The 21,386-nt window shown below is 74.0% G+C and carries 18 protein-coding genes and 2 pseudogenes; 19 read left to right on the top strand and 1 reads right to left on the bottom strand.

What is annotated here, in order from left to right:
- Positions 1 to 507: 507 nt before the first annotated feature.
- The 19 genes and pseudogenes from thyX to FF36_RS05115 all read left to right on the top strand — a co-directional run bounded on the left by thyX (position 508) and on the right by FF36_RS05115 (position 20,372).
- Positions 508 to 1,350 carry an FAD-dependent thymidylate synthase gene (gene thyX, locus FF36_RS05195; RefSeq protein WP_236705955.1) on the top strand — a complete coding sequence of 281 codons (843 nt, stop codon included), beginning with the start codon at positions 508 to 510 and terminating at the stop codon, positions 1,348 to 1,350.
- 37 nt (positions 1,351 to 1,387) lie between these two features.
- The gene (locus FF36_RS39880; RefSeq protein WP_255354294.1) at positions 1,388 to 1,519 is read left to right on the top strand and encodes a hypothetical protein; all 132 of its coding nucleotides are present in this window, start codon (positions 1,388 to 1,390) and stop codon (positions 1,517 to 1,519) included.
- A 17-nt stretch (positions 1,520 to 1,536) separates the two neighbouring features.
- A pseudogene (locus tag FF36_RS05190) lies at positions 1,537 to 2,431 on the top strand (acetate/propionate family kinase); the annotation flags it as partial.
- A gap of 1 nt (position 2,432) precedes the next feature.
- Positions 2,433 to 2,652: pseudogene (locus FF36_RS37155) on the top strand (acetate/propionate family kinase); the annotation flags it as partial.
- Positions 2,653 to 2,685: 33 nt separating this feature from the next.
- Complete coding sequence (locus FF36_RS05185) at positions 2,686 to 4,350, top strand: hypothetical protein (protein ID WP_044883797.1); 1,665 nt, start codon at positions 2,686 to 2,688, stop codon at positions 4,348 to 4,350.
- A 21-nt stretch (positions 4,351 to 4,371) separates the two neighbouring features.
- Positions 4,372 to 4,566 (top strand): hypothetical protein, encoded by a 195-nt coding sequence (locus tag FF36_RS05180; protein ID WP_044883796.1) that lies wholly within the window; start codon positions 4,372 to 4,374, stop codon positions 4,564 to 4,566.
- Positions 4,567 to 5,190: 624 nt separating this feature from the next.
- Positions 5,191 to 6,198 (top strand): 4-hydroxy-tetrahydrodipicolinate synthase, encoded by a 1,008-nt coding sequence (gene dapA / locus FF36_RS05175; RefSeq protein WP_044883862.1) that lies wholly within the window; start codon positions 5,191 to 5,193, stop codon positions 6,196 to 6,198.
- Positions 6,195 to 7,880, top strand: coding sequence for a ribonuclease J (locus FF36_RS05170; RefSeq protein ID WP_044883795.1), 1,686 nt, complete (start codon positions 6,195 to 6,197; stop codon positions 7,878 to 7,880). The genes dapA and FF36_RS05170 overlap by 4 nt, the downstream gene beginning before the upstream one ends.
- Before the next feature lie 360 nt (positions 7,881 to 8,240).
- Positions 8,241 to 10,940 carry an FtsK/SpoIIIE family DNA translocase gene (locus FF36_RS05165; protein WP_242422306.1) on the top strand — a complete coding sequence of 900 codons (2,700 nt, stop codon included), beginning with the start codon at positions 8,241 to 8,243 and terminating at the stop codon, positions 10,938 to 10,940.
- A gap of 104 nt (positions 10,941 to 11,044) precedes the next feature.
- Entirely contained in the window at positions 11,045 to 11,929 is an 885-nt protein-coding gene (locus FF36_RS05160; RefSeq protein WP_044883793.1) for a helix-turn-helix domain-containing protein, read from the top strand.
- A gap of 184 nt (positions 11,930 to 12,113) precedes the next feature.
- Positions 12,114 to 13,784 carry a MiaB/RimO family radical SAM methylthiotransferase gene (locus FF36_RS05155; RefSeq protein WP_044883792.1) on the top strand — a complete coding sequence of 557 codons (1,671 nt, stop codon included), beginning with the start codon at positions 12,114 to 12,116 and terminating at the stop codon, positions 13,782 to 13,784.
- Entirely contained in the window at positions 13,781 to 14,572 is a 792-nt protein-coding gene (locus tag FF36_RS05150; RefSeq protein ID WP_370657110.1) for a CDP-alcohol phosphatidyltransferase family protein, read from the top strand. The genes FF36_RS05155 and FF36_RS05150 overlap by 4 nt, the downstream gene beginning before the upstream one ends.
- Positions 14,562 to 15,875: a competence/damage-inducible protein A gene (locus FF36_RS05145; protein WP_044883791.1), complete on the top strand. Its 1,314-nt coding sequence runs from the start codon at positions 14,562 to 14,564 to the stop codon at positions 15,873 to 15,875. The genes FF36_RS05150 and FF36_RS05145 overlap by 11 nt, the downstream gene beginning before the upstream one ends.
- A 108-nt stretch (positions 15,876 to 15,983) precedes the next feature.
- Positions 15,984 to 16,295 carry a helix-turn-helix domain-containing protein gene (locus FF36_RS05140; protein WP_009742389.1) on the top strand — a complete coding sequence of 104 codons (312 nt, stop codon included), beginning with the start codon at positions 15,984 to 15,986 and terminating at the stop codon, positions 16,293 to 16,295.
- Between the two features lie 249 nt (positions 16,296 to 16,544).
- Positions 16,545 to 17,012 carry a Dps family protein gene (locus FF36_RS05135; RefSeq protein WP_044883790.1) on the top strand — a complete coding sequence of 156 codons (468 nt, stop codon included), beginning with the start codon at positions 16,545 to 16,547 and terminating at the stop codon, positions 17,010 to 17,012.
- A gap of 178 nt (positions 17,013 to 17,190) precedes the next feature.
- The gene (locus FF36_RS05130; protein ID WP_044883789.1) at positions 17,191 to 17,385 is read left to right on the top strand and encodes a hypothetical protein; all 195 of its coding nucleotides are present in this window, start codon (positions 17,191 to 17,193) and stop codon (positions 17,383 to 17,385) included.
- 88 nt (positions 17,386 to 17,473) lie between these two features.
- Positions 17,474 to 18,373 carry a PspA/IM30 family protein gene (locus tag FF36_RS05125; RefSeq protein ID WP_044883788.1) on the top strand — a complete coding sequence of 300 codons (900 nt, stop codon included), beginning with the start codon at positions 17,474 to 17,476 and terminating at the stop codon, positions 18,371 to 18,373.
- 19 nt (positions 18,374 to 18,392) lie between these two features.
- A complete protein-coding gene (gene pspM / locus FF36_RS05120; RefSeq protein ID WP_052680967.1) occupies positions 18,393 to 19,292 on the top strand; it encodes a phage shock envelope stress response protein PspM in 900 nt (299 codons plus the stop codon).
- Between the two features lie 516 nt (positions 19,293 to 19,808).
- Positions 19,809 to 20,372 (top strand): RNA polymerase sigma factor, encoded by a 564-nt coding sequence (locus tag FF36_RS05115; RefSeq protein WP_011606798.1) that lies wholly within the window; start codon positions 19,809 to 19,811, stop codon positions 20,370 to 20,372.
- Between the two features lie 44 nt (positions 20,373 to 20,416).
- On the opposite strand, the gene FF36_RS05110 is transcribed toward FF36_RS05115, so the two are convergent.
- Positions 20,417 to 21,322, bottom strand: a complete 906-nt coding sequence (locus tag FF36_RS05110) for a DNA-formamidopyrimidine glycosylase family protein (protein ID WP_044883787.1) — start codon at positions 21,320 to 21,322, stop codon at positions 20,417 to 20,419.
- Positions 21,323 to 21,386: the final 64 nt, after the last annotated feature.

Below are 21,386 nucleotides of genomic sequence, written 5' to 3'. Positions count from 1 at the left end.
CGGCGGGTTCCGGGATGCGCGCGGCGGTTGGGCCGCCGCGCCATCGCGGGGGAGGGCTGCCCGCCGCGACGTGGCTGGGCGGCCGGGGATTGACGGGGGCGGAGACCCCCGACCGCGCCAGACCACGTCGCGCGAGCGGGTACTGCGACTCCTCGTCGTTGGGGACTGACGAGGCGTCCACAACCGGTGTACCACGCCCGCGCCGACCCCCAATCCCTGCGCTCCGGTCGCGTGACCGGACGGGTAAGTGGGTGCCGACACCGGCCGCGTTGGGCGATTGCTGGCCCGCTCGACTGATTGCTGACCGGCTCGACTGATTGCGCATCGGCCGACCGGCCCGCCGCGGCCGACTGCGACGGCCCTGTCCGCGGACCGCACCGGTCCTGGTGGCCGGAGGTGGGTTCGCGAGGTCCGGCGTACGCCGGGGGCCCCGAGGCGTCTACCGTGGTCGCAGTCCGCGCCGGGGCAAGGGTCGCCCCGGGTGCCGCGGTGGCGATGGAGGTGGCAGTGTCTGAGCCGGCGTCCGAACCGACTTCCGGGACGGCGTCCCAGGCGGCACCCGGCGCGGCGACGCCGGTGTCCGCGGTGGCGCCCGCTGGTCCGGCGACCGCCCGGCTACGGGTCCAGGTGATCGCGAAGACCGAGTTCCTCCCGCCGGCGGACGTGCCGTGGAGCACCGACGCGGACGGCGGCCAGGCGCTGGCGGAGTTCGCCGGCCGGGCCTGTTACCAGAGCTGGAGCAAGCCCAACCCGGCGACCGCGACCAACGCCGGCTACCTGCGCCATATCCTCGACGTGGGGCACCTGTCGGTGCTCGAACACGGCAGCGTCTCGCTCTACCTCACCGGCGTCTCGCGCAGCCTCACCCACGAGCTGGTCCGGCACCGGCACTTCTCCTACAGCCAGTTGTCCCAGCGATACGTCCCCGAGCGCGACGCGGCGATCGTCGAGCCCGAGGTCGTGGCCGGCGACCCGGAGCTGCACGCCCTGTTCGAGCAGGCGGCGGCGGCGTCCCTGGAGGCGTACGGCCGGCTGCTGGAGGGGTTGGAGAAGCGGTTCGCCGACATCGCCGCCCCCACCTCGCGGCGCAAGCAGGCCCGGCAGGCCGCCCGCTCGGTCCTGATGAACGCGACCGAGACCCGCATCGTCGTCACCGGGAACTACCGGGCCTGGCGGCATTTCATCGCGATGCGCGCCAGCGAGCACGCCGACGTGGAGATCCGCGGTCTCGCCGTCACGATCCTGCGCGAGCTGCAGGCGGTGGCGCCCAACGTCTTCGCGGATTTCCGCATCTCCGCCCTGGACGATGGCACGGAAGTCGCCTCCAGCCCGTTGGTCGGGGAGGGCTGAGGCCGCCGGCGCCGGCTGGCCGAAGGAGGAGCAGCGGATGACCAGTGTCGTTGACGCCGCGCGGCGGGAGGACTCGGGTGAGGCCTCGGGCTCGCTGCCCGCCCGCGCCTACACCCGTGACCACGGCGAGGACGACCCGGCGATCCGCGACTGGACCTGGCCGTACTGACGGTGATCGGCCCGACGGTGAACGTCCTGGTGGTCAACGCCGGATCGGCCAGCCTCAAGCTGCGGCTGGTCGGCCCGGACGACACCCTGCTCGCCGCCCGGGACCTCGACACCCCGGCCGGCCGCGCCGACCCGGCCGAGCTCGCCGCGGCGCTGGGCGAGCTCGTCGGCGCCGCGGACGGCGAGCCGGCCGCGGTCGGGCACCGCATCGTGCACGGCGGCACCGAGTTCACCCGGCCGGTGCTCGTCGACGCGCCGGTGGCCGACCGGCTGCGCGCGCTGACCGCGCTCGCCCCGCTGCACCAGCCGGCGGCGCTCGACGCGCTCGACGCCGTGCGGGCGGCGCTGCCCGAGGTCGACCAGGTCGCCTGCTTCGACACGGCGTTCCACAGCCGGCTGCCCGCGGCGGCGGTGACCTACGCCCTGCCGGCGAAGTGGCGGGAACGGTACGGCATCCGTCGCTACGGCTTTCACGGGCTCTCCCACGCCCACGCCTCCCGCCACGCGGCCCGGCTCACCGGCGCCCGGCGCATCGTGACCTGCCACCTGGGCTCGGGTGCCTCGCTCGCCGCGGTGCTCGACGGGGTCGGCGTCGACACGACGATGGGCTTCACCCCGCTGGAGGGCCTGGTGATGGGCACCCGCTCGGGCAGCGTCGACCCGGGTGCTCTGCTGTGGCTGCAGACCGAGGCCGGGGTGAGCGCCGCGGAGCTCACCGACGGTCTGTTCCGCTCGGCCGGGCTGCTCGGGCTCGCCGGGACCGCGGACCTGCGCGCGGTCGAGGCCGGCGCCGCCGGTGGCGACCCGGCCTGCGTGCTCGCCCTGGACGTCTACCTGCACCGGCTGCGGGCGGAGATCGCCGCGATGACCGCGGCGCTCGGCGGCCTGGACGCCCTGGTGTTCACCGGCGGGGNCGGGGAGGGCTCGGCGGCGGTCCGGGCCGGCGCCGCGGCAGGACTCGGGTACCTGGGGGTGGCGGTCGACCCGGCGCGCAACGCCGCGCCCGCCGACGGCACGGTCGACCGCGAGATCGGCGCACCGGGGGCAGCGGTGCGCACGCTGGTCCTCGCCGCCCGCGAGGATCTGGAGATCGCCCGCGGGGTCCGGAGCGTCCTCGCCGGTGGCGTTGGGTGAGCGATACCGGATGAACCGGTAATGTCCTGATTCGTGACGGGGACCGCCGGTGCGGCCGGGGCCGGGCCCGGCGCGTTCGGCCGGCTGCGGCGGTGGAGCCGGCGCGACGACGCCGAGCACGCCCCCGTCCTCGACCTCACCGACGTCGACGAGGTCACGATGACCCTGCTCGCCCCGCCGCCGCCCTTCCAGGGACTGCGCCGGCGGGTGGTCGACCAGTTCACGATCCTCAGCGCCAACCGGTGCCGGCTGGCCCGCTCGGTCAACTGGGGTCCGCTGGACGATGTGCTCAACCAGGTCGTGCCGGTGACGGGGGCCGGCCGGGTGAACACCGTCGGCAGGCTGCCGCCCGAGGTCCTGGTGCTGCTGCCGGTCTCGACGCTGTCCAAGCGGGCCCTGGTGGCCTTCGACCTGACCGGCCCGGGGGGTTCGGACGCCCACCTGATGCCCTACGGCACGTCGGTGGCCCTCCAGGGAAACCTGATCGCCAGGCTCGCCGATCCACTCGGGGTGCCGCTGGAGGAGCCGGCCCGCCGCATGGTCGACGCCATCTCCCGCTTCCGCCCCGGCCGGCTGTCCGGCAACTACCCACGGCTGGTGCCGGGGCGGGGTCGCCCGCTGCGGCTCGACGCGATCCGCACCTACCTGGAGCGCGAGGCCGAGCTCGCCGTGCCGGCGTCCCGGCTGCGCCGGTGGCAGGACCAGGTCGTCGACGCCGAACGGGTGCTGGCCGCCGCCCTCGCCGAGCCGTTCGACCCCCTCAGCAGCGCCGAGACGCTGCTGCTCGCCGTCGGGGAGCTCTGGCGGGACCCGGACGTCCCCGACGGGCGCGACCTGGCCGCCGTCGAGCGGTACCTGACCGGGTTCACCACCTGGATCGACGCGCTGGTCGGCGTCGGGGCGGCGGCCGAACCGGTGCTGACGACCGTGGCCGAGTACGGGCGGCGCTGGGAGGCGCTCGCCGCCGTCACCCTCGACCCCTACCGGCCGTTCCTGATCAAGACGAGCGAGGAGCTGCGCACCGTGCTCGTCCGCGGCCGTCCGGTGCTCGGCCGGTCCGGACCGCCGTGGCGCCAGCTTCTCCACCCCGCGGCGCTGGTCGACGTCGACTCGGGCGGCACGGGCAGCTACCACGTCAGCATCGGCACGGACGACACGAGCATCGAGCTCGACACCCCGATGATGATCGACCTGTTCGGCGACCCGGTGCCGCGCACCTACATCGAAGACGTCCAGCGCAACCGGGAGGTGTACGCCTTCTACACCACCGACGCGCGCCGGCCGCCGCGGTCCCGGCTGGTCGTGGGGCTCAGCGTCTCCGCGGACGTCTCCCGCATCACCGGCGCGATCGGCGTGCTGATGCTGCTCACGGTGGGCCTGTCCGCCCTGCCCGTCGAGCTGGCCCCGGATGCCGTCGCCGTGATCACGCTGCCCTCCTCGTTCGCGGCGACGGTGCTGCTCACCCGGGAGCGCAGCAGCCTGGCCGCCTGGGTCCTCGGTCCGGCGAAGACGACCCTGCTGGCCCTGCTGGTGGCGCTGGCGGTCCTTGCCGGGCTGCGGGCCACCGGCTGGCACGCCCCGCCCGATCCGGCGCCGCCGGCCCCCGCCGCCGCGGTGACGGATCCGCCCGCGCGGCCCGCCCAAGCCGCCGTGACCGTCCCCGACCGGCCCGGTGGCGGTACGCTGGAGGCTCTGTAGCGGCGAACGGGACGGTGGCGGATGCCGAAGAACTACGGTCCGGGTGTGGCGCTCGGCCCGCTCCGTTCCGGTGGGCTGCGGTCGCTGGTGCGCCTGGGTCGCCGGGACCTGTGGTTCCGGCTGGACCGCAACATGCTGGGCGCGGGCGACCGCGGGAGCGTGCCGGGGCTGGGATCGCCCGGCCAGGTGTCCGGGGGGTCCGTTCGCACGCACTAGTCGTTCTCGCCCCTGTTCCCCGCCTCTCGTCGGCCCGCCCGGTTCTGGCCGGTGCCGCGAGCGGGGCCTGGCTGGGGTGATCGTCGGCGGCGCGCGGCCCCCGACGGATGCCACCGCCGTCGGTGGCGGTAGCGGGTGGACCGGGCCGGGCGCGCGTGTCCGAGGTGTCGGTCATGCTGTCGGGCCAGGCCGGACGAGATCGCGACCGCGGGCGTGGCGGCCGGCGGGAAGGCGGCTCGGTCTGGCGCAGCCGGTCCTTACCCTGCCGCGGCGCGTCGGTGCCGGATGCGGTGGGTGCGCGGATGCGGTGTGGTGCGCGCGAGCGAAGCGGATGGGTGCGGACGAGGCGTGTCGGGTGTGGGTGCGGCTGCGCGGATGTGGCTTGGTGCGTGCGGGTGACGGGGATTGAGCGTGGGCAGGCGGCCTGTCCGCCCGCCGGTGTGGTGGGGCCGTCCGGTCCGGGCGGGTGTGGCCCGCGCGGGCCGCACCGGTCTGGCCGGGGTGGCGGCTCGGGCGGACGATGGGTTCGCGCCGGGTGCCGTACGGCACCGGCCGCAACAAGGACGGGTACAGCAAGGGTGGGTTGTCCGGAGGTTCGGCGGTTTCGCGCCGGCCGGAGAGATGATGTCGGAGGTGCGCTCTAGCGTGACCGGTATGTCAGTGTTGCCGCCGGCGCCGTTCGGGCGCATGATCACGGCGATGATCACGCCGTTCCTGGCGGACGGCGCTCTCGACGAGGCGGGTGCGGCGCAGCTCGCGGTCCGCCTGGTGGACGCGGGCAACGAGGCGCTCGTCGTCAACGGCACCACCGGGGAGTCGCCGACCACGACCGATGCGGAGAAGGCCCGCCTGGTGCGGATCGTCGTCGAGGCCGTGGCCGGGCGCGCCCGCGTCGTCGCCGGCGTCGGGACCAACGACACCGCCCACACGGTGGAGCTCGCCCGGGCGGCCGAGGCCGCGGGCGCCCACGGGCTGCTCGTCGTCGCGCCTTACTACAGCAAGCCGCCGCAGGCCGGGCTCACGTTGCACTTCACCACCGTCGCCGACGCGACCGGCCTGCCCGTTATGATCTATGATATTCCCGGCCGGACGGGGGTGCCGGTGGCGACCGACACCCTGGTGCGGCTGGCCGAACACCCGCGTATCGTCGCGGTCAAGGACGCCAAGGACGACCTGGCCGCCTCCTCCTGGGTGATGGCGCGGACGGATCTGGCGTATTACTCCGGCACGGACGCGCTTACCCTGCCGCTTCTGTCCATCGGGGCCTGTGGGGTCGTCAGCGTCGTCTCGCACGTGGCCACCCCGGCGATCCGTGCCATGATCGAGGCCATTGGGGCCGGTGAGGTGGGTCGGGCGATCGCGCTGCATCAGGGCTTGCTGCCCGCGTATGAGGGAATCTTCCGAACCCAGGGGGTGATCCTGGCCAAGGCCGCGCTGCGGCTCGCCGGGCTGCCGGCTGGTCCGGTTCGGCCGCCGCTGGTCGATGCCACCCCCGCCGAGGTCGCACGACTGCGTGCCGACCTCGCCGAGGCGACGCTCGACGTCGGCGACCCGCGTGGGGCTGGCGCACGCCAGCTACCGTCCGGTCCGCCGGCCGGGCTCGCGGTCGTGGCGGCGGGTGAGGTCTCATGAGCCGCCCGCACCCCGACTACGGCCCGCCCCCGCCGCTGCGCGCGGACGGCCTGCGCATCATCCCGCTCGGCGGAGTCGGCGAGATCGGCCGCAACATGACCGTCTTCGAGCACTCCGGCCGGCTGCTCATCGTCGACTGCGGCGTGCTGTTCCCCGAGGACTTCCAGCCCGGGATCGACCTGATCCTGCCGGACTTCACCGCCATCCGGGACCGGCTGGCCGACATCGACGCGCTGATCCTCACCCACGCGCACGAGGACCACATCGGCGCGGTGCCGTACCTGCTGCGGGAGCGCCGCGACATCCCGATCATCGGCACCCGCCTCACGTTGGCGCTGCTGAACGCGAAGCTCGCCGAGCACCGGATCAAGGCGGTCACGCAGGAGATCCGCGAGGAGGAGCGGCACACCTACGGGCCGTTCGAGTGCGAGTTCTTCGCGGTCAACCACTCGATCCCGGACGCGGTGGCCGTCGCCATCCGCACCGAGGCCGGCCTCGTCCTGCACACCGGCGACTTCAAGATGGACCAGCTCCCGCTCGACGGTCGGCTCACCGACCTCGGTGGCTTCGCCCGGCTCGGTCGCGAGGGCGTGGACCTGCTGCTGTCCGACTCGACCAACGCCGAGGTGCCCGGGTTCGTCGCCTCGGAGCGGGAGATCGCCCCGGTGCTCGACGGGGTGTTCCGGGACGCGACCCGCCGGATCATCATCGCCTGCTTCGCCAGCCACGTGCACCGGGTGCAACAGGTCCTCGACGCCGCCGAGGCGCACGGCCGCTCGGTCTGCTTCGTCGGCCGTTCGATGGTGCGCAACATGGGCGTCGCGCGTGACCTCGGACTGCTGCGGGTGCCGCCGGGTCTGATCGTCGAGGCCCGGGACGTGGACTCGCTTCCCGACCGCAACATCTGCCTGATCTCCACCGGGTCGCAGGGCGAACCGCTGTCGGCGCTGTCCAGGATGGCCAACCGCGACCACCAGATCCGCATCCAGGCCGGGGACACCGTCGTGCTGGCGTCCAGCCTCATCCCCGGCAACGAGAACGCGGTCTTCCGGGTCATCAACGGCCTGACCCGCTACGGCGCGAAGGTCGTCCACAAGGGTGTCGCCAAGGTGCACACCTCCGGCCACGCCCCCGCGGGCGAGCTGCTCTACGTCCTCAACGCCACCAGGCCGTCCAACGTCATGCCGGTACACGGCGAATGGCGTCATCTGCGGGCGCACGCGAAGCTCGCCGAGGCCACCGGCGTGCCGCCGGACCACGTGGTTCTCGCCGAGGACGGCATGGTCATCGACCTGATCGACGGCCGTGCGCGGATCACCGGCGCGGTGCCCTGCGGCTACGTCTACGTCGACGGTGCCGCGGTCGGCGACGTCGGTGAACCGAGCCTGAAGGACCGCCGGATCCTCGGTGAGGAGGGGTTCATCACGATCACCGTCGTGGTGGACGCCGCCGCCGGCAAGGTCGTCGTCGGTCCCGACCTGTCCGCCCGCGGCTTCACCGACTCGCCCGCCACGTTCGACTCGGTGGCCCGGCTGGTCAGTGACGGGCTCGCGGACGCGATGCGCGGCGGGATGAACGACACCTCGGCCCTGCAGCAGCTCGTGCGGCGCACGGTCGGCCGCTGGGTCAACGAGCACTACCGCCGTCGGCCGATGATCGTTCCGGTGGTTCTGGAGGTCTGATCCGGCGGGGTGGCCCGTCCTCGCCCGCCCGTGCGGGTGGATGTGCCCAGCACGGCACGCCCGGTTCGTCGGGGTTGCAGGGACTCGGTCGCTTCCCTGTGTACCGTTTCGACGGTGGCCACACGTACCAGCGGCGCGCGTACGCGTGTGCAGACGGGGACGGCCACGTCCCCGCCGGGGGGCGATGGGCGTCCGACAGCAACGCGCGGTGGCGCGGGCGGCAAGAGCCGCCCGACCTCCGGCGGCAAGGCCCGCGCACCCGCGGGCGGCCGCACGGCGCGGCCCGGGGGACCCACCCGGTCCGCGCCCGCAGGCCGGGCGAAGGCGCAGGACCGGCAGCGCCGCCCGCCGCTGACCCTGATGGTCGGCCAGGCCGTCGTCCGGACCGTCTACCAGGTGTGGATGGCGGCGGCGACGCTGCTCGGCACCATGCTGCGCCGGACCGGGCGGGGCGCTCGCGACCTGCGCATCGATCCCGCCCACCGGCGCGATGGGCTGGGGCTCGCGGCCTTCGGCGGGGCGATCCTGGCCGCCGTCGCGGTCTGGTTCTCCGCGGGCGGGCCCGTCGGCTCCTTCGTCGCCGCCGTCCTGGAACTGTTCGTCGGCGCCGGGGCGTGGGCGCTGCCCCTGTTCGGTCTGGGGGCCGCCTGGCGGCTCGTGCGCGCGCCCAGCGATCCCGACAGCCGCGGTCGGGTGGTGATCGGCTGGGCCGCACTCGGGGTCGGCCTGCTCGGCGTCGTGCACATCGCCCGCGGGCTGCCCGACTTCTCCGACGGCGTCGGGCGGGTCCGGGGTGCCGGCGGCCTCGTCGGCCTGCTCGGCGGGCGGCCCCTCGCGAGCGCCGTGACGCCGTTCGTCGCCGTCCCGCTGCTGCTGCTGATCGCGGCGTTCGGCGTGCTGGTGATCACCGCGACGCCGATCCGGCAGGTGCCCGAGCGGCTCGCCGGGCTCGTCGAGCGGCTCACCGCCGGGGTGCGCGATCCCGAGGCGCGCCTCGACGACGGCTACGACTCCGACTACGACGACGATCTTGACGATCCGGCGTTCGCCGACGATCTGCTTGACCCGGACGCCGCGGGTGGCGCCCGGCCGGCCCGGGGCCGTCGCCGGAGCCGGGCGGGCGCCGCGCTCCCCGGATCGGACGGGGCGAGCCCGGTCGGTGCGGGTCTGGACGGTGCGGGCGGCGTCGGCGGCGCGGGCCCGGACGATCCGGGTCCGCACGAGGTGTTCGACATCGAGGCCGGGCAGGGTGGCGGCCGGTCCCGGCCGCGCTCCCGGCGCGGTGTCGCCGCGGACGCCGAGGCGGTCGACGGCGTGTCCGCGGCCGGCGACCTCGGCCTCGACCTGTTCGGGGAGCTCGCCGGCCCCGAGGCCGACACCGGCTACGTCGGCGGCCCCGACGACGAGGACCTGGCGGCCGGCCCGGCCGGCGCGGGGGCCGCCTCGGCGGCGCGTTCGGCGGCCGCGGCCCGACGCGGGCGGACGCGGGCGGCGAAGGTGACCGGCGGCGCCGCGGACACGGCGACCGGCGTGCCCGGGCCGGGGTCCCCGAGAGCCCCGGACGAGATCGAGCACCTGGTCCCGCCGGCCGACGGGGACTACACCCTGCCGTCGCCGACGCTGCTGCGTTCCGGCACGCCGCCGAAGGTCCGTTCCGCCGCGACCGACGGCGTGATCGCCTCGCTCACCGATGTCTTCGCCCAGTTCAAGGTCGATGCCCGGGTCACCGGTTTCACCCGCGGCCCGACGGTGACCCGGTACGAGGTCGAGCTGGGTTCCGCGGTGAAGGTCGAGCGGATCACCCAGCTTGCGAAGAACATCGCGTACGCGGTGAAGAGCCCGGACGTGCGGATCATCAGCCCGATCCCGGGCAAGAGCGCGGTCGGCGTCGAGATCCCCAACACCGACCGGGAACTGGTGTCGCTCGGCGACGTACTGCGCAGCGGTGAGGCGCTCGCCAACGCCCACCCGCTGGTCGTCGGCCTCGGCAAGGACATCGAGGGCGGCTACGTGCTGGCGAACCTGGCGAAGATGCCGCACATCCTCATCGCCGGGGCCACCGGCGCCGGGAAGTCGACGTGCATCAACACGCTCATCACCTCGGTGCTGGCGCGGGCGACGCCGGACCAGGTGCGCATGGTCCTCGTCGACCCCAAGCGGGTCGAGCTCACGAACTACCAGGGCATCCCGCACCTGATCACGCCGATCATCACGAACCCGAAGAAGGCGGCCGACGCGCTGCAGTGGGTTGTCAAGGAGATGGAGAACCGTTACGAGGATCTCGCCGCCTGCGGGGTGCGTCACGTCGACGACTTCAACCGCAAGGTCCGCAACGGGGAGATCGTCGCCCCGCCCGGCTCCGAACGGGTGTACACGCCGTACCCGTACATCCTGACGATCGTCGACGAGCTCGCCGACCTGATGATGGTCGCCCCGCGCGACGTCGAGGACGCCATCTGCCGGATCACCGCCATGGCCCGCGCGGTCGGCATCCACCTCGTGCTCGCCACCCAGCGCCCGTCGGTGGACGTGGTGACCGGTCTGATCAAGGCCAACGTTCCGTCCCGGCTCGCGTTCGCCACCGCGTCGCTCGCCGACAGCCGCACGATTCTCGACCAGGCCGGGGCGGAGAAGCTCGTCGGACTGGGCGATGCGCTGTTTCTTCCCATGGGCGCGGGCAAACCGGCGCGTATCCAGGGGGCATTCGTCTCCGAGGACGAGATCGCCGCGATCGTCGACCACACCAAGGAACAGGCGCCGCCGGCATTCCGGGAGGATGTGTTCGACGGGGGCGGCGAGGCGAAGAAGGAGATAGACGAGGAGATCGGCGACGATCTGGCGCTGTTCCTGCAGGCCGTCGAGCTTGTGGTGAGCACCCAGTTCGGCTCCACGTCCATGCTGCAACGCAAGCTGCGCGTCGGGTTCGCCAAGGCGGGCCGGCTGATGGACCTGATGGAGAGCCGGGGCATCGTCGGAGCCAGTGAGGGTTCCAAGGCGCGCGACGTGCTGGTCATGCCCGACGAACTCGAAGGCCTGCTGACGACCCTGCGTAGCGGCTAGGAAGTGCCGGTGGCCGGGTCTGCGCTTTCGAGGCCGGGTGACGGACCGTAAACTGAGCCGGTGCCTCCACGGTAGGCAGAAATTCACGCTTGCGGAGGTCGCTCATGCAATCCGTGGACGATCCGCAGCCGGCCAGCGCCGGCTCGCTGCTCGCCGCGGCCCGTCGCGAGCGCAACCTGACGATCGACGAGGTCAGTGAGCGCACTCGGGTGCGGGCAAGCCTGATCGACCAGATCGAACGGGACGACTACTCCCGTTGCGGCGGCACGGTCTACGCCCGCGGCCACCTGCGCAGCATCGCCACCAGCCTCGGCCTCGACCCCGGCCCCGTGCTCGCCGCCTACGACGCCTCGCACGAGGCGTTGACCGGGCCGGTGCTCGGCGCCCCGCCCGGCGAGTTCGACCCGTTGCGAGGCGGAACCCGGCGCCGGCGCGGCGGGTTCCGCTGGGGCACCGCGATGATCGTGTCGCTGGCCGCGGTGTGCCTGATCGCGGTCATCGCCCTGCTGGTGCCGGGCTCGGGGTCGGCCGGCTCATCCGGGTCCACCCGGCAGGGCGACGCCGCGGCGCCCCCGCCGACCGCGCCGGCACCGACCGCGGCGCCGAGCAGCGCGCCCGTCCCCGCTCCCACTACCTCCCCCCCGTCGGGGGTGAACGTCGTGGTGGCGGCGCGCGACGCGCAGAGCTGGCTGGAGGTGCGTGACGACGACCGCCACGTGCTGCTCGCGCAGCTCCTGCGCTCCGGCGACAGCCGCACTCTCACGGCGCCGGGGGCGCTGAACATCAGGATGGGCAACGCGGGCGCGGTCGACGTGTCCTGCAACGGCCGGAATCTCGGGCCCTCCGGCGGTGCCGGTCAGGTGGTGACGATTCGGGTCAGCGTGGTCGCCTCCGGCGAGTGCGAGGTCGGGCAGGCCGGCCGCAGCCCCCTCGCCGCGGGCCCGCCGCCGTCCGCGCTCGCCACCGCGCCCATCGCGTCGGTGGACTGATCGCGGCCGGCCGGCGGGCGCGGCGACGGCGGGCGCGGCGACCCGGTGCCACCGGCGGCCTGCCGGTCGATCTGCACCGGGTCCGCCCGGGAGGCTCCCAACCTGTGCGAGTCGGCTACCTGTGCGAGTCGGCCATGTCGGGCTGGTGCGGCGCCGGGTGCCGTCACCCCGGTAGCCTGACCTGGTGTCCACTCACGTCCCGCGCCGGGTAGCTCTCGTCACGCTCGGTTGTTCCCGGAACGAGGTGGATTCGGAGGAGCTCGCCGGCCGGCTCGCCGCCCAGGGCTGGGAGCTGGTCGCAGAGGCCGCCGACGCCGACGCCGTGCTGGTCAACACCTGCGGATTCGTCGACGCGGCGAAGAAGGACTCCATCGACGCCCTGCTGGCCGTGGACGACCTGCGGGCCGGCGGCGGCGAATCGGCCGGCGCGGGCCCGCGTGCGGTGGTGGCCGTCGGCTGCCTCGCGGAGCGCTACGGCAACGAGCTGGCGGCGAGCCTGCCCGAGGCCGACGCGGTGCTGGGCTTCGACGCGTACCCGAGCATCGGTGAGCATCTCGAGGCGGTCCTCGGCGGCGCCACCGTGCCCGCCCACACCCCGCGTGACCGGCGCACCCTGCTGCCGATCACCCCGGTGGAGCGGGGCGCCTCGGCGAACGTCGCCGTGCATGTTCCCGGGCACGCCGGCGCCGGCGGGCGGACCGCCGGCGGGCCGGCGAGCGGCGCACCTGATGGGAGCGCCGTGGGCGGGGGCGCGGTGGGTGCCCCGGGTCGTCGCCGGTTGACGGCGGGGCCGGTCGCCGCCCTGAAGATCTCCAGCGGCTGCGACCGGCGGTGCGCGTTCTGCGCGATCCCGTCGTTCCGCGGCTCGCACGTGTCCCGTCCCGTCGACGACGTCCTCGCCGAGGCGGAGTGGCTGGCCGGCGAGGGCGCGCGCGAGCTGGTGCTGGTCAGCGAGAACTCGACGTCCTACGGCAAGGACCTCGGTGACCTGCGGGCGCTGGAGAAGATGCTGCCGCAGCTTGCCGCCGTGCCGGGCATCGTGCGGGTGCGCACGGTCTACCTGCAGCCGGCGGAGCTGCGCCCGTCGCTGCTCGAGGCGCTGCTGACCACGCCGGGTCTCGCCCCCTATCTGGACCTGTCGTTCCAGCACGCCAGCCCGGCGGTGCTGCGCCGGATGCGCCGGTTCGGCGGCTCCGAGCACTTCCTCGACCTGCTCGAGCGCGGTCGCCGTCTGCTGCCCGGCCTCGGCGCCCGATCGAACGTCATCGTCGGCTTTCCCGGCGAGACCGAGGCGGACGTCGACATCCTGGCGGAGTTCCTCGAGGCCGCCGAGCTCGACGCGGTCGGTGTGTTCGGCTATTCGGACGAGGAGGGCACCGAGGCGGTCTCGCTGCCAGGCAAGATCGCCGATGAGGAGATCGAGCGACGCCGGGTACAGATCACCGATCTCGTCGAACAGCTCACCGCCGCCCGGGCGCAGGAGCGGATCGGCAGCCGGGTCGAGGTCCTCGTCGAGGAGGTCGCCGACGGGATCGCCGCCGGATGTGCCGGACACCAGCAGCCCGATGCCGACGGCTCGTGCATGGTCCGACTGCCCGGCCCCGCCGCGGCGGCTGGCCCGTCCGCCGGGGGCCTGCCCGGCGCCGGTCTGCCCGGTGTCGAGGTGGGGGACCTGATCGAGGCCCGGGTCGTCGCGTCCGAAGGGGTCGACCTGGTCGCCGAGTTCACCGCGGTGCTCGACCGGGCCCGCCCCTCGGCCGGTCGGGGCGAGGCCGCGCCGTCGGCAACCGGGGCGCGGGCAAGCGGGGCGCGGGCGTCGGTCCTGGTGGGCCGGCCCGGCGCGGATGGGACGTGACGGCCCCCGAAGCCGACGCCCCGGGCGGCGTCGGCGGGCGGCGGCCGTCGCCGGCCGGCCAGCCCATCCGTGAGCTGCCACCCGTCGACCTCTCGTCGGCCTCGCCCGAGCCGGGCGCCGCCGGCATCGGCGGTCCCATCGCCGCCGTGAACGGTCCGGCCCCGCGTCCGAGCGTGTCCGTGCTCAACGTCGCCAACCTGCTGACGATCATCCGGCTGATCCTCGTGCCGGTCTTCGTGCTGTTGCTGTTCGCCGGCCCCGACGACGACGGATGGCGGTACGCGGCCTTCGTCGCCTACGCCGTCGCCGCGATCACCGACCAGGTCGACGGGTCCATCGCCCGCCACTGGCAGCTGGTCACCGACTTCGGCATCCTCGTCGACCCGATCGCCGACAAGGCGCTGACCGGCGCCGCGCTGATCTCGCTGTCCGTGCTCGGGGAGCTGCCGTGGCCGGTGACGGCGGTGATCCTGCTGCGCGAGGTCGGGGTCACGCTGCTGCGGCTGTGGGTGATCCGCTTCGGGGTGATCGCCGCGAGCCGCGGGGGCAAGGCGAAGACGCTGCTGCTGAACGTGGCGATCGGGCTCTACGTGCTGCCGCTGGCAGGGGTCGCCGCGACCAGCCGGGCGGTGATCCTCGCCGCGGGGGTGGTGGTCGCCGTCGTCACCGGGGTCGACTACGTGTACCGGGCGCTCGCGCTGCGGCGCCGCGCCGCGCGCGGCGCCACCGGCGAGCCCGCGGCCGGGACGGGCATCACCGACGACGAGGGGCTGACGGATGCGCGCTGAGCTGCTGGCGGTGGGGGACGAGCTCCTCTACGGCGACATCGTGAACGGCAACGCCGCGTGGCTCGGCCGCCAGCTCGCCGACGTCGGGGTGACGGTCGCGACGTCCACGGTCGTCGGCGACGACGTCGACGTGATCGCCACGGCGATCCGGGTGGCGCTGGAGCGCGCCGACGCCGTCGTGATGACCGGTGGTCTCGGGCCGACCCAGGACGACCTGACCCGCGAGGGCATCGCCGCGGCGGCCGGCGTCGAGCTGCGCCGCGACGACTTCCTGGAGGCCGAGCTGCGTCGGCGGTTCCGGACGATGGGCCGGCGCGCCGCCCGCGACGTCCCGGTGATGAACTACCGGCAGGCGGACCTGCCCGTGGGAGCGCAGCCGCTGCCCAACGGGCCGGGCACGGCACCGGGCATCCGGATGGAGATCGGCACGGGCGTCGTGTACGCCATGCCGGGCGTGCCCTTCGAGATGAACGACATGTTCACCGGCAGCGTCCTGCCCGACATCCTGCGCCGCGCGGGCCAGCCGGCGGTGGTCGTGCACCGGGTGCTACGCACGGCGGGGATGTGGGAGTCGGTGGTCGCCGAGGCGCTCGCGGCCGAGGTCGACCGGCTGGCGCCGATCGGCAACCCGCGGATCGCGTTCCTGGCCAGCGGCGGCCAGACCCGGGTTCGCATCACCGCCCGGGCACGCGACCGGGCCGAGGCCGAGACGTTGATCGCCCCGGTGGAGGCCGCGGCGCGCACGGCGCTCGGCGCCGGGGTGTACGGCGGCGAGGAGGACTCGCTGGAGAGCGTCGTGCTGGGGTTGCTGCGCGCGCGGTCGGCGACGCTCGCCGTCGCCGAGTCCATCACCGGCGGGCTGCTCGCGGGCCGGCTGACCGACGTGCCCGGGGCAAGTGTGGTGTTCCGCGGTGGCGTCGTATCCTACGCGACCGACGTCAAGGCGTCGGCGCTCGGGGTCGATCAGGCCCTGCTCGCCGCCGAGGGGGCGGTGTCGGCCAACACCGCCGCGGCGATGGCGGCCGGAGTGCGGGCACGCCTCGGTGCCGACTATGGGCTGGCCACCACGGGTGTCGCCGGGCCGGGGGAGCTGGAGGGCAAGCCGGCGGGTACGGTGCACCTGGGCCTCTCGGGCCCGGACGGGACGATCACCCGCTCGCTCCGTCTGCCCGGCGATCGCACGCGGGTGCGTGCCTTCGCCGCCGTGACCGCTCTGGACCTGGTGCGGCGTACTCTGGCGGGACTGCCGGGCAGCGAGATCGCCACCTTCGGTGACGACACCGCCAGCGGGTCGCGGGAGTAATCGCCGGACCCGAGGTGCTTACACAGTTACAGTCCCATCAACGAGGGCCCGAGGGCCACGGTGGTGGGTATACGGTGAACGCATCCCGCGGACGAAGGAGGAGGCTCGATGGTCCTGCTCCGACGCATGATCGGCGAGGCGTTGCGCCGCCGCCGTCAGGATCAGCACCGCACGCTCCGGGAGGTGTCCTCGGCGGCCAGGGTGTCGCTGGGCTACCTCTCCGAGGTGGAGCGTGGGCAGAAGGAGGCCAGCTCCGAGCTGCTCGCAGCCATCTGCGAGGCGTTGGGAGTCCGGCTCGCGGACCTGCTGCGCGAGGTGAGCGAGGACCTGGAGCTCGCCGAGCTGGCGGTGGGTGCGGGCGTCGGCGGGGCCACGGTCGTGGTGCCGGCCCGCCCGACGGTCGTGGATCGGGCTGCCTGAGCTCTCCCGGTCGCGCCCGCTCGACGGCCGCAGGCCCTGCCTTGGGCCGGTCTTCGCGTGCGACCTCCCGCTGGTCACTGCCGGTGTTCGAGGCCGGCCAGGCTTCGTGTGCTGTGGTCCGCACTAGCATGGTTCCTGTGCGTCGACGGTCTTCGGTGACGGAGTGGGACGGTACCGGGAGCTCCGCGTACGGATCTCTTTCCGGGGCACGCCAAGGAACGCAAGCGGCTCCGACCCGAGAGGACGAGCATGAGTGCGATCCGTAGCCCGCTGTCCGACGAGGCCCGTTCCGTCACCGGCGAGGCGTTGCAGGGCGCCTTGGTCGATCTGATTGATCTGTCCCTGTTCGCGAAGCAGTTGCACTGGAACGTCATCGGCCGGAACTTTCGCAGTGTGCACCGCCAGCTCGATGAGATCGTGGAGCTGGCCCGCCGCTACGCGGACGCCGTCGCCGAACGGGCCGTAGCCATCGGGGCGAACCCGGACGGCCAGTCGTCGACCGTCGCCCGCGGCACCCATCTGCACGGAGTCGAGGTCGGTTATCTCGCCGACGAGAAGGTGGTCCGGCTCATCGCCGACGTGCTCGCCGAAGTCGTCACCCGTATGCGCATCCGGATGGACGCGACCGAGCAGCCCGACCCGGTCACCCAGGATCTGGTCATCGACGTCGTGCGCGAGCTGGAGGAACAGCACTGGATGTTCCAGGCGATGGTCTGAGCCCGGCCCGCCACCGGGGCCGCCGCCACCAGGACCACCGGCCCGAACGGGCGACTCCGGTGGCGGCGCGCGGGTCGGTCTGCCACTCTCCCCGGGTAGTTCTCACGGTGCAGCTTGAGTCGGTCGTCGTCCCCCCGGGCATGGCTCCCGGGCCTGGCCCGCAGGGAGAGAAGATCAGGTGAGCACCGCCTCGCAACCCGAGGAGGATGACGCAGCCCCGGAGCACCTGCCGATCCAGGTCTGCAAGGCGTGTAACGGGTTGGGCGAGCAACTGGTCGTCTTCGCGACGGCGCGCGGCGGCTTCGTGCCGGCCTGCCGCTCGTGCGTGGTCTGCCAGGGACGGGGCCGCACCGCGCTGTGCCCGCCCGTCTGACGGGATGCCCGCCCGTCTGACGGATGGACGACGCGATTGGTGTACCGGCCGGGTCACCACCGGGCCGAGGTCGTGCGACGATCGTGGTATGGCGAATGTCGTCCGCAAGATTGCCCGGTATCTCTCTGCGTCGGCGAACCGCAAGTTCGACGAGCGGGCCGACCCGCGGGTGCAGATCGACCAGGCCATCGAGGAGGCGCGCCGCCAGCACGAGGCGCTCGTGCAGCAGGCCGCGCTCGTCGTGGGAAACCAGCGTCAACTGGAGATGCGGCTGGCCCGTCAGGCCGAGGAGGTCGCCGGCCTGACCGAGTCGGCCCGCTCCTCGCTGCTGCTGGCGGATAACGCGCGGGCCTCGGGTGACCCGGTCTCCGCGGCGAGCTACGAGGAGACCGCGCAGGCATTCGCCGGCCAGCTCGTCTCCGCGGAGACCTCCCTCGAGGATCTGAAGAACCTGCACCGCCAGGCGGCGGCCTCCGCGGCCCAGGCGCGCACGGCGGTCGAGGACAACACGGCGCGGATGCAGCGCCACCTGGCCGAGCGGGCCCGGCTGCTGACCCAGATCGAGCACGCCGCCATGCAGGAGCAGATGACCCAGGCGATGGAGGGCATGTCGTCGCTGGCCCCGGCCGGCGACACCCCGACGCTCGCCGAGATCCGCGACAAGGTCGAGCACCGCTACGCGGTGGCGCTCGGTCGCCATGAGCTCGCCTCGCAGGGGATGGAGGCGCGGATGGTCGAGGTCCGACGCGCGACCATGGACGCCCGGGCCCTGTCTCGGCTGGCCGAGCTGCGCGGCGATCTCGGCAGCGGGACGCCGGCGGCACTCGGTGCCGGGGCCGACCCGCAGCGGCCGTCGCTGACCAAGGGGCAGTCAGACGGCGAGCCGTACCGGGCGCCCGACGCCGGCGGCCGGGGCGCGCCACCGCCTGCCGCGGGCGGGCAGGGCGCCGACGGGCCCGCGTCCGCGCCCGGTGGGCCGGCGGCGTGAGCCGGGTGGGGAGCCGACGGTGACGGACTGGCCGACGCGCGACGGTCGGGCGGACTCCCCCGGCGCCCCCGGTCCCGCAGCCTCCCCCGGTCCCGCGGCCTCCCCCGGCGCCCCCGGCCGGGCGTGGGATCGTGTTCAGGCGCTTCTCGACGGGCGGTCCAGCGTGGCACGCGCGACCGCGGCCGCCGCAGCCGCCGTCGTACCCGCTCTGCCGGCCTGGGTCGGCGCCGACGTCGAGCGACGGTCGCTGGAGCGGGCCGAGCGCCGGGCCGGGCGCGGGCTGCGCTGGGCCCGGCGGCGGGAGGCGGCCAGCGTGTCGATCTGGACCGGGGTCGCCGCGCTGACCCCCGTGGCCGCCGTGGCGTACGACTCCTGGGGCTGGCTGGTGGCCGGCGGGGCCGCGCTCGCCCGGGCGGCCCTCGCCGGGCGCGAACTGGGACTGCTGCGGCGGGCCGACAACGGGCTCCCGCTGCCGCGTACCCCCGCGCCGAGCCTGTGGGAGCTGCGTCGGTCTGCGGCCGCCGAGCCGCTGCGCCGCGGGGAGGCGGGGCTGGCCGCGCTCGTGGCGATGACCCGTTCCCTCGGCCCGGGCCCGGCCCGAACGTTCCTGCAGACGGCAGTGGCCGGCGCGGCGGAGCTGGTCGACGGGCTGCGCGTCGGTGCGGCCCGGGTCGTCGCCTGCGAGGCGGCCGTTCGGGCGATCTCCCATCCCGGGCGGCGGGCCGAGCTCGCCCGGAGCACCGAGGCCCTGGTGGCGACGATGGCGACGTCAGTCGCCGTCTTCGACGACCTGCTCGCCGCGGCCGGCGAGACGGTCGGTACCGTGTCGTCGTCGGCACCCGGCCTGATCAGGCTGCGCGAGGACACCGAGGCGCTGCGGGAGTACGCGGCGGCCCTGCGGGATCTCGCGGGCGTCTAGCCGTCCGGCTTGCCGCAGCCCCGCCGCGCGCGGCTGGAGCACCCATGCTCGGGCCGGTACGAACTGCGAGGCTCCGACCACGTGTCGTCTATTCGACTGGGTGGCACCTTCGGGTCGTAGATCGCCACGTTTACAGCCGGTTCACTGAATACGGTGCGTAACGAATGGCAATTAGGCATACGGTCCGTTGGGCTGGAGAACGCCATTCTCTTGGCTTTCTCGGCGTTTTGTCACCGTTTGGTGGTGTTGCTCCGGCGTAGGAGCGTTGGTTCCGGGTCCGTGGAGCGTACGGTGCGTGCATGTTGGGCGGCCGTGCCGCGTGTACGGAGAAGTCGGGACTGGCTTGCCCAGGAGTGGATGTGTAATGTCCGGCTTGTCCAAAGTCCGCTGCTTGGCACTCAGCGGACATAGAAGACCAAGGCGCATCGCGGTTCTGCTGGTGCTGGCGCGCACCAGGCCGGCCGTGATCGCGCTGGGGGGTGGCGCGGTCCGAGCAAGTCAGAGGTGGACTGAACCGTGACATGCCCTGCCGGGGAGTTCCCCCCGGTTGATTCCGCAACCGCGACGGCAACTGCAACGTCCCTGGCCGAGCTGGACCGGCCCTACAGCGAGCAGCGTTGGTCGCTGATGCTGCCCCACCGGGAGCGGCTGATCCACATCGCTCGCCGTCGGCTGCCGAGCAAGGCCGACGCGGAGGACTGCGTGCACGAGGCGTTCATCCGTGCCGCGGGCTTCCGGGACCTCGACGCAAGCCGAGTCGGTCAGTTCCTGACGACGACGGTGCTGCGCCTGTGCGTCGACCACCACCGGGCCCGTCAGCGCGCGGAGCGGGCGGTCGTCCGCGGGTACCTGCAGCCGTGGGAACCCGCGCCCGACGACGCCGTCTGCGACCGGGCGGAGGCCCGCTGGCTGCTGGCCCGGGCCGGTTCGCTGCGTGGCCGTGAGCGTCAGGTGATCATGGCGCGGGCGGCCGGGATGAGCACGCGGGAGGCGGCGGCGGACCTGGAAATCAGCCTCAAGGCGGCCGAGGGTGCCTTCACCCGTGGCCGGGCGCGGCTGATCTCCTTCTCCCGGAACTGACGGTTCGCCAGGATCGGGCGTGTACTACGCGCCATCACGCACCATCAGGCACCACCTTCCCCGGCATCAGGCCGGCGGACGCGGCCGGAGCGCGCCTCGGCGCCTCGGTTCGCACGTCCGCGACGGGCGACGGCTCCTGCGGGAGCCGCCGGTCCGGCCTGGCATCGGGGGCACCAGGTGGTGCGCCGGCTCTCGTCGTCGACCCGGCCGGGTATCCGGCTCTGGTCGGCTGTGAGTATCCGGCTCCCGCACCGCCGGCAAGGCCGCCCGGCCCGGCCGTAGACCCAGTGCTCCTCCCCGGGTCGCATTGACCCGGTCGTCACCTGATGCCCACCGTGGGCGCCGGTCCTGATCATCGCTTGGGCTCGTCGCACGAGTCCCGGTAGATCGGGTACGTCGCCCACGGGCGTCCAGGGTGACACCCCGGCGACAAAGCAGGCCTCGGTCCGCCAGATGTTGCCCAGGCCGGCGATGATGCGCTGGTCGAGCAGCGCGGCACCGATCTGCCGCTGCGGCGTTGCCCGCAGCGCCGCCACCACAACGTCCAGATCCCAGTCCGCGCCGAGCACGTCCGGGCCGAGATGGCCGACGGCGTCCTGTTCGCGGCTCGTCGCCAGCAGCTCGACGACCGCCAGCCGGTACCCGACCGCAACCTGCTCCGCGGTGGTGAGCACGACCCGGATCTGCCAGGCCGGACCGCCCGACCAAGCCACCCCCGGACGGTAGAGGTGCCACGAGCCCTCCATCCGAAAATGGGTGTGCAGGCTCAGCCCGCCGTCGAACCGGGTCAGCAGGTGCTTGCCGCGCGCCGCCACCTCGATGATCCGCTGGCCGGAGAGGTCGGCCGTGGCCAGGTGGGGCACCCGGAAGTCGGTGCTCAGCAGCCGCGCGCCGGCGAGTGCGGCGTCCATCCGCCGGGCCGCCCGCCACACGGTGTCGCCCTCGGGCATCCCCGCCTCCCCCCGCATCCTCCGCGCCTGCGTGGCCGATGCCTGCGCCGTCCACCTTCCGCCG

It is taken from the genome of Frankia torreyi, assembly GCF_000948395.1.
GTDB classification, from domain to species: domain Bacteria; phylum Actinomycetota; class Actinomycetes; order Frankiales; family Frankiaceae; genus Frankia; species Frankia torreyi.
Note: the sequence above shows the minus strand (reverse complement) of the source record. Positions and strands in the feature narration are given on the sequence as shown.